The organism is Mucilaginibacter gossypii, assembly GCF_017569325.2.
Taxonomy (GTDB): Bacteria; Bacteroidota; Bacteroidia; order Sphingobacteriales; family Sphingobacteriaceae; genus Mucilaginibacter; species Mucilaginibacter gossypii.
Map to the genome: position 1 here is coordinate 5,444,739 of NZ_CP071878.2, position 15,378 is coordinate 5,460,116.

Genomic DNA, 15,378 nt, shown 5'->3' on the forward strand with positions numbered 1-15,378 from the left:
AAAGGGGTTTAAATGCCGACAAATTCAATCCATAGCCCTATAAGGTATGGGTTCATTATTTCAATTGGGGCTGGGTTTGCGCTTCCCGCGCTTTCAGTATACTTTTCGTCGTTTCCTTGCACCTGTCCGCGTACATAACCGCTGGTGGTGCCGCTACCTTGTGTTTGTATTTTTATGAATTTATGCACGTGCTCAATTAGGTTTTCTAATTTCATCTTAACCCTTTTTAACCCTCCGGTTGTGCCTATCGCGCCTTTAAAATCATCATCCGCTGGGTCTTGCGCCATCGGGAAAACACCGCGCATGCTAACGCATTCCTGCCATCCTGCCGGGATGGTATCAACGGTGCCTATCCACCACACTTTCGCACCATTAACGCCTAAAGCTGTTTTTCTAAATGGCGCTGTAAGTAGTTTTAATTCGGCTACATCGGCAAGCAGTTGTATATAAGTAACATCTGAACTCGTTGCATTTCCGGGAACAATAAGCGATAAGTGCTGACCATCATCCAATTGAAATCCGGTAATAATGATCTGTCCCTTAGTATCGTCGACCGGATCTATTGGTACATATGTTACCAGTTCCGGGTTAATTTCTCCCCCTCCATACTGGGACGCAAGTACCGGGTAAAGAGTCCTGTTCTTTAACCGAGTATCACTTATGGTTACAGTATTCGTCCCTTCATCATAACTATAGTTTTCGCTATTGTTAAAAACCATGAAAGGCGAAGGGTTCGTAACCACTTCACCACCGCCGCCGCCGCCACCTTCACTAAATGGTAGCTCTGAAACTTTTGATTTGCGGAGCTTGCCTGTAGAGATATCCCATAGCCATACGTAATCATCCCCTGACGGACTTTGCCCATCTGGATAGTCGGGCGATTCGGGCATCTTTATTGTTATCATTTGATCAGGTTTAATAGTTTAACAAAAGTTGATTGAACAGCTACACTATCGGCAAGCTCCAGTGTGTATATAGCAGGGTTACGAAGGTTACGGGTATAGCTCATTAGCCTAATGGTGCGATCTATCTGAAATTTGGTGCTTAGCAACCTGTATGTCTTGCCGAGTTGAAGCTCAATACCTTCACGCAGAAACCAAAGGTCATTAGCATCTACAGGGAATGTCACTTTACCAGGGCCATTCTCATTGAGATAGGCGATTCCCCGCTGTTTAAGTTCAGCTTCAGCAGCAGTAATATAGCTGAGGGGCATTTTAATACCAATGATAATATACTTATCGCCTACAGCCGGTTTAATAAAATCCGTTGGGAGATTGGTTGTTTCGTTCGTAAGCGCATTTATAGTAAATGTTTTGGTATCGTTAACAAAAGCATGCACATCAAATGTTGAGCCCGCTAACTGGCCCGTATTAAAAGTGACCTGAATGGTAACGCCAGGAAGCTCATAATCCATCACATTAAATTCGAGCGTCGAATCTGAAAAGGTGAACTTATCACCAATGCTGGTTACGGAGCCTTCACGGCGAGGGTAAACGTCATCAAAGTACACGGTATGCTCATACACGCCAAATACGTCGGGGTTCTTGTCAACGTAAGGCACATCACCAATACGCAGGTATTTAGCGCCATCACGATAGTTTTGTCCGATATTTCTGTTGCCGCCGTAAACATACAGCCGGGTTATCAGCTGCGGAGCCGTTCCTGTATCCTGATTAGCCTTTGCAATTGACATCAGGGCTTTCCCTTGTCCATATTCCAGTGTTACGCCGCTGGCTGGGGCTTTCTTGGTAAGTGAGATCCTTTTTCCGCTACCCTCAAAGTAGTATTCTGTTTTGCACTGATCAGCTAACTTGTTAAGCGCTTCCAGGCAGTTCTCACTATCAAAGTCAAGGGTAATAAAATCGGTGTCCAATACATCGCCTACAGTCCAGCCACTGCCGGGGTTCCAGCGTTCCATATTATGGATAATCAGGTTCATGAAATCTATAGCGCGCCCCCTGAAGCTGAATTTACCTTCCGTAAAGTGGTTATTGGCATCGAGGGTAAGGAAGTTAGCCCTCAGCAGATCATACTGCCAGCCTTCAAATGTAAGGTCATATTGAATGTCCCTGTCAGCAACCTGCTTAAATGGCACTTCCCGGTTTAACTGGTAATGGCGACCAAAAACCGTTGTATAATCGCCTACAGCAAAAAATATCGGGTTAGTAACCGCAAAGCTCAGTTTGATAATATCATTGCGCATAATGCCGATATCCTGAACGCTTTTGTCGTCAGGATTTATAACGGCTCGGATCTCGCTTGTGCCTTTTTTATATACTGTTACTAATTCCATTACGCTATTAAAAAATTGTCCTCGTCATCAACCAAGTAAACTTTAGGGATATTATCTGCCGGGTTGGTTTCTCCGAAAATCAAATCGAACTTTACACCGCATTTGTCGCGGTCTATCTGCGACAGCTTGGTCAGGTTCTGCTGATCTTTATAGTATACCAGGAAAGTCCTGTCCAGGTCTTTAATGTATAGCTCATGTGTCCCCAGCTTACTCAATTCGGTAAAAAAGCCATTGTACTTATTATTAAAGTCAGCAAGGCCATAAGCTATCAGGGCACAGGTTAGCTTAAACTCACGGGCTTCGAAATGCGGATCGTTCAAGTCCTTGTCGATACCGTCCTGCTCAGGCCAGTTCATTTCCAGGCTATCTTTCCGTTTAGGGAAAGCAAGGAAGGTCTCTGATCCGTTGCTGATCAGTACACCGTAGGTTTGCTTCAAGTCATGTCCGTTTAAACTGTACTGCATCATAATCTTAAGATTTTCCGGCTGCCCTGAACACGTTGGTCAGGCTTGCCGATGAAGTATTATTGTCGATATTATCAAGGCTCGAAACCATCTTATCGGTATTGTCAGCGGTACGCCTGGTATTGGCCTCTATCTGTTTTTGCAAAAGGGTTTGCCCCTTTAGCTCAAGCAGCCAGTCGGCCATGCTTTTGAACCCGCCGCTAATGAAATTGGAGATCTCCAAAAGCGTTTGCTGCATCCCCCTGATAGCACCTTCCAAAACATTTGCCTGGTCGGCAGTAATGCCTGATATGGCACCGGATAAACTTGATGACGATGAGGAGCCGCTTCCGTCTGGCTTGAAAAGGTCAAGTCCATTCTTTTTAGCCTCCGCCTGTGCTGCTTTTAAAGCATCCTGGTATTGCTTAACCAATGGCCCGGCGTCCTGGTAAAACTTGGTGATATCGTCAACGGCGTTCTGGTCGCCGGTGACGCTGAATGAGGCTTTAAGCTCGTCAGATAGCTTGTCAAACTCGCCGCCAAAAATGTTCTCAAACAGGAATTGCGCTACAATGTCCTGTATACCTTTTTCAACGGTTCCTTTAAATGACTGGAAAGCATCCGTACCGTTTTCAAATGCGGCGACTAATGAGTTTTGCAAGTCGGTTCCTAAGTTGCCTGCCAGGTCTTTAATATCCTGATTGATTTGATCTATAGCTGCCTGGCGGGCGTCATTAAGGTCTATGGTATTTTGCAAAAGCACTTTAGTGCTATCGTTTACCAGGTTATTTTGAATCAGGTTCTTGGCAAGGGCCGCGTTAAATTGATCAGTACCATCCTTAGCTTTTGTGATAAGTTCGGGATACTCTCCAAGCAAGCTTCCGTAAACGTCTTTCTTTTTCTTGCCACCAAACAGACCGCCTATCGCGCCCACAACGCCGCCAACAACCGCACCAACGGCATTACCAATGCCGGGTATGATAGAACCCAATGCAGCGCCCGCGCCTGCGCCTTTCAGCACATTATTCCAGTCTACAGCGTTACGCTGTCCCACTTTAGCCTGTCCGTTTTGTAGTGCACCCAATGACGTTTGAAACGCCCTGTTAGCCGTAGCCAGTGAGCTGGCCGCATTTGCTATGTCCTTTTGATAGTTCTTAAAAAAAAGGTTACCGTTTAATTGCTCCTGGAGCCTGATCTGCTCAATGGTGTTTATCTTGTACTGGTTTTGGAAGGCAAGTACCGAGTTTTGGTAAGCCTCTTCGGCTTCTTTCCGCTGCTTGGCTGCTGAAGTGAATATCCCGACCAGATTTGCAGCTGAGCTTATGGCAGCGCCATAAAAATTTGCGCCTGCTATAAATTTTGCCTGAGAGCCCTGCGCAGAATCAAATGCGGTTTTAAGCTTTCCAATACCGGCAACTGAATTAACTGTTTTAGCTAATCCGCCAACAAGATCACCCAGGCCTGAGCTGATCCCGCCCAGGCTCCCTGATAATGATTCAAGAGCGCTCCCAACGGCAAGAAGCTTGTCAGCGTTCATATTAGCTATTTCGGCACTTGCTTCATGAATTTCTTTTTTTAGTTTGAGGTATGCCTCTTCAGTCATTAAGCCTGCCTTAAACTGGCTATCAGCGTAGGCGTTCAATTGTTTTATGTCTTGCTGGGATCGTTCAACTGAAATTTTATGCAAGCCGTCGAAAAGCTCCTTATATGAAGTAAGTTTTTCGGTGTTTGAATTATCAAGCTGAGTTAATTCCTCCTGTCCGTTGGCTATTGCTTGTGACGCCTGAGTATCAAGCCCATGTTTACGAAGTTCTGAAGCTTGCAATAAATACTTTTGGACAATAGCATTTCTTTGCTGCTCGTAAGTAAGTGTTGAAGCTAATAGTTGTGCAAAATTAGTAAGCTGTGCTTTTTGATCTTCTTTATTAGCCGTAACTATCAGTTTACTCAACATATCCCTTTGGGCATTTGCTTTAGCGGATAGATCACCTGTTTCTGGCATCAATGATTTGAGATACTCAACATAAGTCTTGAATCCCTGTAATTGCCCTGAATACAATTGATTTGCAGCTGCTTCCCCGTGATCTATCTTATATTGCTCAAATGCATCAAAGATCTCTTTCTGTTGGTCAATGACAATCCGCTGCTTTTCGACTTGTTGTTTAGCTATGACATCAGCAACAGCAGCCTGCTCAGCAGCAGGAATATCGGTAACAATGCCGTTTACTTTAAATTTTGCAGGATCTATTTTCTTCCATTTGTTTCGCTCAGCCTTGACATTATAATCATCAATCATTTTTAGGAGCTGATCATACTTTTGCTTAGCCTGAGCAATCTCTTTTTGATCATTGGTAAGTGCATTTTGCCTGCTATCCTCATTTATAGCTGCTACTTTTTCAGCAATAGTGTTCCTCGCATCAATTTCTGCGTTAGCCGCCTTCTGCAACTTCACATCCTCACCCGGATCATAAGTCTTAATAAGATCCTTTACCTCAGCAAGCCTTTTCTTGAGTGCTGCCTTTTGGGAATCATTAGGGGCCAGGGCCTTTAGTTTAGCAGATAAACCGTCTCTGAGTGCCTCAAGATCGGTTTCGCTGTTCGCTTCTTTTAATATGGTATTGAAATTATCCAGGATACCCTTAACGCCATCCCCGGCTAAGGCCGCTTTCAGATCCTTGCCGAATTTAGATGCGAAGTCTTTCGCTCCCGTATTGCCGGTTAAGGTCTTTTTAATCTGGTCTCCAAATTGGGCATCTATTTGCTTATTAGCATCCTCGTAGGTTTTCACCAACTGGGCCACGATCTGCTTATTATCAGCATCAGTCGAAGTCGTGAAGTTTCCGGAAAAGAAGTTTTTGAGGCTATAGCCTACGCGTTCAGTACTGCTAATGGCATCAATACCCTTTGTTTTAAGCTCGGTTATCTTTTTTAAGTTCTCAAGCTTTTGACTATAGGCAGCTTCGCCCTGAAGCTTTTTATCAAGGTCATCGAGGTAGTCCTTGATTGCTTTTGATGCTGCTTTCGTATTAGCCGTTTCAAGGGTGATGTTGCCCAGGTATTCAGGCGCAATAGCGTTAAGTTTTTTAAGCGCCGCTAATCTGTCCTCCTGGGTATTGTTATGATCGTTAATGATCTTATTAAGATCGTTTATTTTAGTTTTCTGAACCTCAACCTGTACGTTGGCGTCACTGGTGATGGCGTTTGTCTCGCTGTTGATCCTATTGGTCAAATCGCTTGCGTCGTGCCATGATTTCAGGGCAATAACAAGCGCCGATATTACAGCTGTATAAGCGGCTGTAGTTGCTATAGTGAGGATCTTTTCCGCATTTAATACTTCGAGGCCATCCCTAAGCAACCGGTATGCAACGGTTTCGAGGCCGATTGCCACAGTATTGGCTCCGGAAGCGATTGTGCTTGCGATGGTCGAAGCTGTTTGTAAAAGCAGGGCGGCGCGGTATGCCCCGTAGGTTATTATCAGCAGTTCGACAATATCAATTACCTTCTGATAATTGGTCACCAGGCTTGCAGCCAATTCGATACCGCCTTTCAAGATACCCTCGTTGCTTTCACCGATACTGTTCAGCATCTGCGAAAACGCATCTTCCAAATTGCTGAGCATGCCAGTAAGGGTATGGCTTTGCTTTTCCATCAGGTTGTAAAATATCCCTGACGATCCTGTTAAGCTTTCAAAAGCCTTTTGCACCTCTGGGAAACCAACTTTACCGGCCTCAACCAGTTTATTAACTTCCTCTTCGCCTACATGGAATTGCTTGGCAAGCTCCTGGATTATCGGGATCCCGCGGCCGGTAAACTGCCTGATATCCTGAGCGTACGCGCGGCCCTGGGTTTTCAGCGTGCCGTACAGGTAAACGATATCACCTAATGGAACCGAAACACCTGCAGCGATGTTTCCGGTAGTGGTAAGCACGTCGGTTATATCTTTAGCTGCAAAGCCATATGCAAGCAACTGCTTTGTGGCTGTAGCAACGTCAGTAAGGTTAAAGGGGGTCGTAGCTGCAAACTTTACAGTTTCAGCAAACAGGGCATCGCCTTTCGCTTTGCTCTTCAGGATGGTATCGTAGGCAACATTCAGCTGCTCAAATTCGCCACGTACCTTAATGATCTCCTGTACGAAGTTCTGAGCGGCCTGTATTGAAAAAAAGGAAGTAGCAGCAATAGTCGCCTTTTTGGCCCAGCCGTCAAGCGCCTCGCTCATCTGCTGACCTTCGCGGGTGATCACACGGTTGGTATTCTGCGTGTCCTGCTCTGCCTGGCGCAATGAGCGGAGCAAAGCAGGATTGTTTATCAGAATATCTATATCTATTGGGCCTAATCCGTCCATTTGTTTAATCCATAAAGGCTTTAAAATCCTCGAACGAGTTCGCTTCCGTTACCCCGTCCTTTTCTTTGCTTTTGTAGCGCGGCGCATCGGCCAGCATCATCAGCACATTTACCCAGCTGATCTTCCACATCAGGTAATCCCAGGTGAAACCCAGTTCTTTTAATATGCTGTAGTTAATACCCCAGGGGCTATGCATGCCTTCGCATGTTAACTCCCCTGACTTTTTTGGCTCAGGTTCGGTACCGTCATTCTCATCGCTGCTACCGATCTGATAGAACTCGTAAAACTTTCCTTGCTGCTCAGCATCACTAGCACACCTACCACGGTCAGCATCTGCGTATTATTCAGGTGCCAGTACAGCCATCTGGCTACAATGCCGGTGAATAGCTTGCCCCGCCATTTGCCGTAAAGCCAGGCTGTCGCTATTATCCTAGTCATGGTCATGCCGTGTGCTTTATGCAGCTCGTGCGCGTTCATTTCGTCAAGCTGCTCGAGCTGCTCAGGCGTAAGCCCGGTTGATAGGAATAGGTGATCTATTCTTAAAAGCGTGCCCTGGTTTGGAGGCAATATGTAAAGGCCTATCGTCCGCTTGCGGAACAGCCTAAACAATAAAGGTGCAGTTACCCGCACCTTTATACCATAGTTAAGCAGTCTTGCGGCCGCGTTCTGTTCTGCACTCATCTTTATGGCAAGGCTACTGTTACGGTTACTGTCGCTTTATTTTCAAAGCCGTTCTCATCGGCTACGGCAAGTTGAAACTTGTAGGTGCCGGTTACCAAACCTGTAATAGCAGTGTTCAACGTAGCCGGAGTTGTAATGCCGGGATCTGCTGCTGCAACTGGCTTCTGAACGCAAGTCCAGATCTGTGAAGAGATTGTACCACGGAAGGCCGAAGCAGTACCAGTTAGGTTGGCATTAGCAACAGTGATATTTTGAGCGTTCCCGGCGCTTACCATAGGTAATTTGTATTTACCCATAAAAATTGATGCTACACCTGCACCACGCGGTTTCAACGCGGTAACCGTATTTTCCAGCAGTGCTACGCCGTCCTGCTTCATTTCATAGTTGAACTTAGAGCGTAGTTTGCCGCGGGGGATTTCTACCAGGTATCCATCTTTTGAAATGGTTTGCCAGCTCCGCTCAATTTCAGGAGGATAAGCAGGTTTGGCCCACATATCATCATCAGTAATTGAGCCGCCTTTATATGCAACCAGCATTTCAGGATCATAGTCATAGGTACTAAATACCAATGTTATCAATCCTTCGGTGGTAAACGATTCATCCGGCTCTGGATATTCCTCTGCCAGCACATCAAAAACAGTCGAATCCGCTTCCTTAATTGATGCTGTGCCTTTGTAGGTCGGGCCACGCTTAACAAGCATGTCCGACATCGTACCTTCATCAGGTATCTCCCCGTCTTTAAGGGATAATAGTGAAAAGACAATTTGTTTTGCCATCTTGATTTTAATAGGGGTATCGTAATAACCTACCATCGGTTAAACCGAGTGCAGGACTTTAATTATGTGGTTTTATTATGGCTTAGGCCTGATCACCGGCAGCGGGCCCGGAGGCGGAATCATCCTGATCGGCACTTTTGGCGCTATCTTTGGATTCATCGGCATTTCCCGCTTTATCAGCTTCGGTTTCGTCATTGGCTTTTTCCGCTTCAGTAACTACCTCTGTTGATTTTCCCGGTTTCTCTTTAGGAGCCTTCGCCGGTTTTTCTTTAGGATCTTTTACAGGCTCGGGTTCTTTCTCTTTCCCTCTGCCTTTAAAGCCATCATCATCCTGATCATCATCTTCGATGTCGTCATCATCAATTTCAGGCTTCGAGGGCTCGATATCTTCCCGCCTTATCGTTTGCGTTGACTTGTCTTTTAATGACTTATTGTGGTTGTTGCGGTCGCTTTCATTGAAAAAAGCCTGACCATCACCGGCGAAGTAAACTTCGTCTTTGGTTGAGTGGGCGGCGAAGATCTCTGTTGCCCGCCTGATGTTCTTTTCTTTATCCATTGGTTTCAAAAATTTAAGGTTAAAAAACAGCGGTGCTTAAGTCCTGTTTATTTGTTTCGCGGCCCATGAGGGCTCTTCCGGGTGTTGACCTGCCCGCTGTTTTAAATATTGTTTAAACTGCTTTTAAAAAGATGTTTTTAAAGTAGTACTCCACGGCCCCGATAGCTTCAGTCCACGTTACCCGGCCATCGCTTACGATGATTAGCAGCCGTGATGCCATGCTATGATAAAGGGCATCCTGATCTTCCTTATCCGAAAACCTAATTTTCTTCAGGAGATCATCAAGCACAGTCTCGCTGTTATAGCTTACCTTGCTATCTTTTGCGAACGTAAGCCCGGCGAGCAGCTGAGGCAGGAAGTCTGACAGCTTTGTCCGGATAGCATCATCAATGGTGCCGGGGATCAGTGTTGTAGCCAGTATCGCAAATGGCGAGTTAACCGCTTTTTTTATGTTCTCAACAATCTTGATCACATGGTCTATTTCATCCACGGTAACCGTGGCGGGGAGAGTTTCAACTTTAGTGCTGAACCACCCGGCAATGGCCGACCAGGCTTTGCCTATAAATTCCTTTATTTTCATGCTGTTATCTGGTTACAAACAATCTGCGTTCTTTCTCACGGCGCTTTACCAAAACTGCTGATATTACCTTTTCGCCGTTCCTGGTGATCTTATTCCATTTCAGGAACTCGTCGGCAGCGCCCCCGTAATCACCGGCATTCAGCTTTTTGAGCAGCGTACTCACAGCAAGTGCGCCGGTATTGTACTGGAAGCTTACCAGGGCATCGAACTGGTTTTGCGTCAGGGGAACCTTTACCAGTGTGTTAACCTGTAACTCCCGGCTTTTCAGGCTTTGCAGCAACAGGGCATCAGCAGCGGCCACGTTTGGTAGTTGCTGCCCTTTTACTACCGGCTTACCGCCTACATAAGTATTGCCCCAACCTATCGTCCAGATCCCGGCTATATCCTGGTATGCTTTTAATCTGCATCCTTCGAAGCCTTTTAAAAGCTCAAGACCGCCAACGCTTTGACTATGCGCAATTGTCGCAATACTTTTGAAGCCTTTTATCAGGCTAACACCTAATGACGATACCTGCATTTAGCTATTTATTGCGCCACATGGCGGTGGTTACAACTGTCGACGTTTGCGTGCCAGATCCTTTATACACTGCCTTGTAATATTGAAACTTAGAAGGCGAGATCACCCACGTTTTAACCTGCAATGGCGTGACGTTTCCCACTGCGAGCGTATCGGTCGAGGTCGTGGCAAAATCATATTTGATATTATCAACCGAGCCGTAAAGCTTCACGGATCCGCCAGGCGTACCTGTTAACTTGGTTACTCCCGCCTGAATTGTGATCAGATCCTGGTAACCTCCGATCTGCAATACCTGTGATACGCTGCCGGCGTTTGATACGGTGTCCAAGCCAGCCTTATGTACGCCCTGGTCTGACTGTAGGTTTTTAAGGTTAGCCTGGGCCTTAACCCCAAATGATAAAAGCGCGAGTGCTAAAAAGAAGATCAATTTTTTCATGATTATGAGTTAAATAGTGAATTAAACTTGTTAGTGATCCTGGTTACGATGGCATCTTTCTCGCGCCCATTTATGGTAGCGATGTTTTCAAGTATGCTGATCGTATTTTCAAAACCTACCTGTGTTACCAGGACAATGTGCAGCCAGTTAAAAGCCCATCCGGCAACCTCCTCGTTGTGCCCCTTGAATGACTGGTAAAGCGAATAGCTAACGCCAATCATAACCAGGTAACAGGCAACTTTAAGACTGAACCTGGAAAGCTTGATGCTGCTGATAGGCTCCTTGCGAACCCTTGCCGCCCAGATCCCGCTGATCAGCTCAGTCATGAAGATGACGAGCAGCGCAATAAAACCGGCTTGGTCAAGCCCGAACACTTTATCAACTGCTGTCCAGGTAACGGTAATGATCATTAGCTGGGCTGTAAAGCCATACCTGTTACTTGGTGCCAGGCTATGCATAAACTCAGTCAATGAGTGGTAATCAAAAGTTTTCAATAGTCGGGCGAAATGGTTCATTGATCCGAAGGCTTTTCAATACCGCCCCGCGTTGGCGGGGCGGCGGTTTGCATCTGCTATCTGTCTGGGGTGTGTTTATCGAGGGTTAAGCGGCCGCAGGGGAGTACGTTGAAACAATTGCTCCAATGTACTTAGCCTGTTTAGGAACTGCCATAAAATAATGGCGGTAGGCCAGGTCATTACTTTGGTTGGCCGGGTTTAGCGGCGCTGGTAAAAAGTACTGACGAGTGTAGCCAGTTTTCTTTGCAATATTTGGCGTATAGAATGACACCGAAGCCTTGTATTGATGATCGCCAGGAACAGAGCCATAAGCAAGCTTAGCCAGAGTATCGCCATTATAAGACGGGTTACCGATGTATTGATAAAGTTCGAAGCCTGCAATCATTGGCACTGTAGAACCTTTGGTGTAATTAACCAATAGGTCTCCGAAACGTTTACGATCCAACAGCAGGTCATTCCAGTGATCTGAGCATAATACGAGGCGGCGACCAACCTCGGGTACCTCCATCAAATCATACTGCTTTTTATGGTCGACCAAATCTTCATAAACCAAGATCAGTCTATCACCATCCCGCAGGATAATTTCATCTCCGTTTGCGTCAAATTTGCCGCTGCGCCCGGTTGTTTTTAAAATTGGTGTCTTATCTGTGTTTCCGGCCGGTGCAATTGAATGAATGGCTTTTTTATATTTGGTTATAAGCATGCCACGGGTCATCAAAAAGGTAACCGCGTCAATTCGCTTATAAGATGCTCCGGTTGCCTGATCATCACTGATTGGCACTACCTTAGTTTGATACTTGTCAAGCTGCAAGGTTACGCCGTCATCTGAATACTGCTGAACAGCAATCGGATAAGCAGTATTATTGATTAAGATATCAACCTCAAACTCGGTGGTCGGTATATGGATCAGGTTTTGCTCGCCTGCTGAGCCTGAGCCAACCTCTATGATTGCAGTATCAATTTCGGTGATACCATCCAACCATGGGGCGTTATCAGCAGTGGTAAGGTTGTACTCAACCCTGTTAACCCACATTTCGGGGAAATTCGCTGGCATAGTTTCTTTGTTTTAGTTATTAAAATTTTCGGGGTATTAAATTTCTCGTTTCGATTGTTCGCTTATTTAGCGAACAGGGCTGCATATCCTTGCGGGTTCTCTGCTTTAAAAGATAACTGCTCGCTCAGGCTCAGCTTTTCAAAGTCATCCATTGTTTTAACCTTGGCATCAGCCCCCCCGGCAGAGTTGTTAAGTTTGCCGCTCAAGCTAACCTTACCTGGTATTTTAGCAATCTGCTTTGAAGCAAGACTATAATTTGCCACTGCAAGCTCAATCCACTCTTCACGGTCGCCGGCAAGTAACTGCTCATTAGTGATAGCGCCATCTACAAGGGCTTCAGCCTGAAGCTTAACCTGCTTATCAAGCTTACCCTGTAATTCAATTACTTTAGCTTCGGCAGTGGTTTTATCAGCATTTAGCTTTACAACAGCATTGCTGATCTCAAGAACATCGTCGGTTTTCGTGATACTCAACCCAACCAGTACCGCTATTGCTGCGGATGATAAAATGATTTTTTCCATCTTAGGAGTATTTATTTTTAAATCGTTTGCTGATAAATTCTGAACAGAAAGCCTGATCTGATTTTCGGCGATTAGCTCACCAGTTGCTTTGTCATAAAGCGCAAGAGCGCCGGAGTTACTGGGCACGGCACAAATGGAAACCTCCATGAGTTCGCATTTAACCAGCTCCCAAACACCATCCGGTGCTTTTTGCCAGGTATCTTCGTCCCAATCAATCCCAAGCCCCATTGAACAGGCTTTGATCACATTACGGTCGACCTGACCTTCAACCTCTTTTACATCGTCCCGCACGCTATCAAATACAGTTTCTCCCTGAAGTTTAAAGCCTTCAGTTTTCCAGTCCTTCCAGGTGCCCAGTGTCATCTTGGTAGTATTGACGTGGCTGTTTAGCATTACCGGATTACCCGAAAACCGCTTTAAACTGATACCGCCATTCAGCGTACGGAAGCCGTAACTATTAACCACCGTCTCATCATTCCATACAAATACAGGCATGTGTTTTTGAATTTTTCGTTATTGTTGAGACAAAGATGCAAGCATCTTTAAGGCAGTCCGAATATGTGTGCAAGCCTTGCTTAACTATTTATTTACGAGCTGTTTAAGAGGGATTTTTGCTGATGCAAAAAGAAATTTAATGGCTACAAAAGACAATATCAGGCAACATGCAGAGGATTGGTTTATAGAGCATGCAGACTGCACACAGGTGGAGATCGCCGAGAAATTTAATGTTACCACAAACACGGTAAGCACCTGGGCTAAGAAATTTGAATGGGATAAAAAACGGATCGACTACCATTCGTCGCCGGTAAAGATCAAGCAGCTGCTTCAGCAGGAATTAATGAGTGTTGCGCAGGGTAATGACGCCAAGCTAAATGCCGATGCTATCTCTAAGCTTAATGCTGCGCTTGACAGGCTTGACAAAAAGCTTGACGCCTTCGTGGTAAAACGTGTATTGGTAGAGCTTGATAACTTTATCAGCCAGACTGAACCTAAGTTCGCCGCTCAGTGCACGCCGTTTCACAAAGCCTATTTACAGCACCGCATTAACCTGGAAATAGCATGAGTATAGATAACAGGAAATACCTCAAGCTGCTATCTGACTATGATAAGCACTGTGCCATGATAGCCCAGGCAACGGAGTTCGATATTCACGAAAAACCCGAGGCTAAGCTTGCCAGGGTACGGAAACAAGAGGCCAATTACGGCGACTGGTTTGAATACAACTTCCCAAACTTCGCCAAAAAGAAATGCGCCTGGTTCCATATCTGGCTCGCTAAGCTGATCATTAACAACAGACGCATCAGGTGTCTTGCCGAATGGTTCCGGTCGGCAGCAAAATCTGTTCATATCGATATGGGGATCCCGCTTTACCTGTACCTGGTAAAGAACGACCTGCGGTTTATGCTCCTGATAGGCGAAACCGAGAGTAAAGCAGCTGCTCTGCTATCCGGTATTCAAAGCCAGCTACAGCACAATAAGCGACTAAGGAACGATTACGGTGAAAAGTTCCATCATGGCAACTGGGCTGAAGGCGACTTTACTACGACAGACGGTGTGCGCTTTATGTCGCTTGGTTTCATGCAAAACCCCAGGGGAGCCAGGGAACAGGGCGAAAGGCCTGATTACATCGTCGTGGATGACGTGGACAGCAAGCGCCACGTGAACAATGACCGCATGATGCGTGAGGCTATTGATTTCATTACGGAAGATGTATGGGGCTGCTTTGACACCGACGAGGACGCAACAGAGCGCTTTATCTATGCGAATAACAACTTCCACAAAAACAGCATTACCAACCGGCTAAAAGAATACTTCGTGTCCGTAAAGCAACGACAGAAGGAAGAGCGCCGTGGCGTTCGCACCAGGGCGCGAGGCAACCTCGACAAGGCAGGAAGTATAAAATATGAGGTAAGTACGGTATGTGCTGTAAAAAGCCTGGTAACCTTTGAGCCAAACTGGCCTGAGAAGGCCTCGGCTGAATATTGGCGCGAAAAGTTTGAAAACATGCCGTACCGTTCTTTCATGCGGGAATATATGCATGTCCATATCGAAGATGGCGCCATTTTTAAATATGAGGACATCCTCTATTGCGTACCACACAGGCTTAAGGAATATGACGCCCTTTGCCTGTATGGTGACTTAAGCTATAAGGATAAAGGCGATTATAAGGCGCTTGTGATGGTTGGTAAAAAGGATAAAGAGTTTCACATCATCCTAACCTACCTTCGCCGCAAGAGCCGGGCTGATGCAGCTATATGGCTTTATGATCGCTACGAAAAGCATAAGCTTGACAAGCACAACATACGCTACCTCATAGAAGGCCTCTTTGCGATGGACGAGTTTATAAGCGACTTTGATACGGAAGGGGAAAAGCGTGGGTACTATATCCCGGTAGTAGCAGATAAAAGGCCAAAGGCTGAAAAGTTCGATCGTATTGAAAGCCTTGCCGGTCATTTTGAACGCCACAACGTATATTTTAACGAATCCCTCAAAACGGAGGATCAGCAGCGCCTCATAGATCAGTTCCTCGCATTTGAAAAGGGCAGCCAGGCAAATGACGACGGCCCCGATGCTACACACGGCGCAATAGCCTATCTCAATAAGCGTACACGCAAACAAAAGACCTCATACGCTTTCTGCGAGCGGGTTAACAACCATTTTTAA

16 protein-coding genes are annotated in these 15,378 nt (G+C 45.8%); 2 read left to right on the plus strand and 14 right to left on the minus strand.

Annotated features, from left to right (window positions below; genetic code table 11):
- Nucleotides 1-8: 8 nt before the first annotated feature.
- The 14 genes from J3L18_RS22900 to J3L18_RS22965 all read right to left on the minus strand — a co-directional run bounded on the left by J3L18_RS22900 (nt 9) and on the right by J3L18_RS22965 (nt 13,209).
- Nucleotides 9-905, minus strand: a complete 897-nt coding sequence (locus J3L18_RS22900) for a hypothetical protein (protein WP_129569632.1) — start codon at nt 903-905, stop codon at nt 9-11.
- Nucleotides 902-2,293: a phage tail family protein gene (locus J3L18_RS22905; protein ID WP_129569631.1), complete on the minus strand. Its 1,392-nt coding sequence runs from the start codon at nt 2,291-2,293 to the stop codon at nt 902-904. Before J3L18_RS22905 ends, J3L18_RS22900 begins: the two co-directional genes overlap by 4 nt.
- On the minus strand, nt 2,293-2,760 hold the full coding sequence (locus J3L18_RS22910) for a hypothetical protein (protein WP_129569630.1): 468 nt from the start codon (nt 2,758-2,760) through the stop codon (nt 2,293-2,295). Before J3L18_RS22910 ends, J3L18_RS22905 begins: the two co-directional genes overlap by 1 nt.
- 4 nt (nt 2,761-2,764) lie before the next feature.
- The gene (locus J3L18_RS22915; RefSeq protein ID WP_129569629.1) at nt 2,765-7,078 is read right to left on the minus strand and encodes a tape measure protein; all 4,314 of its coding nucleotides are present in this window, start codon (nt 7,076-7,078) and stop codon (nt 2,765-2,767) included.
- A 4-nt stretch (nt 7,079-7,082) separates the two neighbouring features.
- Complete coding sequence (locus J3L18_RS22920) at nt 7,083-7,274, minus strand: hypothetical protein (protein ID WP_129569628.1); 192 nt, start codon at nt 7,272-7,274, stop codon at nt 7,083-7,085.
- 11 nt (nt 7,275-7,285) lie between these two features.
- Nucleotides 7,286-7,759 carry a hypothetical protein gene (locus J3L18_RS22925; protein WP_129569627.1) on the minus strand — a complete coding sequence of 158 codons (474 nt, stop codon included), beginning with the start codon at nt 7,757-7,759 and terminating at the stop codon, nt 7,286-7,288.
- A 2-nt stretch (nt 7,760-7,761) separates the two neighbouring features.
- Entirely contained in the window at nt 7,762-8,535 is a 774-nt protein-coding gene (locus J3L18_RS22930) for a PKD domain-containing protein (protein WP_129569626.1), read from the minus strand.
- Nucleotides 8,536-8,617: 82 nt separating this feature from the next.
- Nucleotides 8,618-9,091 carry a hypothetical protein gene (locus J3L18_RS22935; protein WP_129569625.1) on the minus strand — a complete coding sequence of 158 codons (474 nt, stop codon included), beginning with the start codon at nt 9,089-9,091 and terminating at the stop codon, nt 8,618-8,620.
- A gap of 112 nt (nt 9,092-9,203) precedes the next feature.
- Nucleotides 9,204-9,671 (minus strand): hypothetical protein, encoded by a 468-nt coding sequence (locus J3L18_RS22940; RefSeq protein WP_129569624.1) that lies wholly within the window; start codon nt 9,669-9,671, stop codon nt 9,204-9,206.
- Nucleotides 9,672-9,675: 4 nt separating this feature from the next.
- Nucleotides 9,676-10,188: a lysozyme gene (locus J3L18_RS22945; RefSeq protein ID WP_129569623.1), complete on the minus strand. Its 513-nt coding sequence runs from the start codon at nt 10,186-10,188 to the stop codon at nt 9,676-9,678.
- Nucleotides 10,189-10,192: 4 nt separating this feature from the next.
- Nucleotides 10,193-10,624, minus strand: a complete 432-nt coding sequence (locus J3L18_RS22950) for a hypothetical protein (protein ID WP_129569622.1) — start codon at nt 10,622-10,624, stop codon at nt 10,193-10,195.
- A gap of 2 nt (nt 10,625-10,626) precedes the next feature.
- Nucleotides 10,627-11,139, minus strand: coding sequence for a phage holin family protein (locus J3L18_RS22955; RefSeq protein ID WP_129569621.1), 513 nt, complete (start codon nt 11,137-11,139; stop codon nt 10,627-10,629).
- 85 nt (nt 11,140-11,224) lie between these two features.
- On the minus strand, nt 11,225-12,193 hold the full coding sequence (locus tag J3L18_RS22960; protein WP_129569620.1) for a hypothetical protein: 969 nt from the start codon (nt 12,191-12,193) through the stop codon (nt 11,225-11,227).
- 62 nt (nt 12,194-12,255) lie between these two features.
- Complete coding sequence (locus tag J3L18_RS22965; protein WP_129569619.1) at nt 12,256-13,209, minus strand: HK97 family phage prohead protease; 954 nt, start codon at nt 13,207-13,209, stop codon at nt 12,256-12,258.
- Nucleotides 13,210-13,348: 139 nt separating this feature from the next.
- On the opposite strand from J3L18_RS22965, the gene J3L18_RS22970 reads away from it, so the two are divergent.
- Both J3L18_RS22970 and terL read left to right on the plus strand, forming a co-directional pair.
- A complete protein-coding gene (locus J3L18_RS22970; protein ID WP_129569618.1) occupies nt 13,349-13,777 on the plus strand; it encodes a hypothetical protein in 429 nt (142 codons plus the stop codon).
- Nucleotides 13,774-15,378 carry a phage terminase large subunit gene (gene terL, locus J3L18_RS22975; protein ID WP_129569617.1) on the plus strand — a complete coding sequence of 535 codons (1,605 nt, stop codon included), beginning with the start codon at nt 13,774-13,776 and terminating at the stop codon, nt 15,376-15,378. The genes J3L18_RS22970 and terL overlap by 4 nt, the downstream gene beginning before the upstream one ends.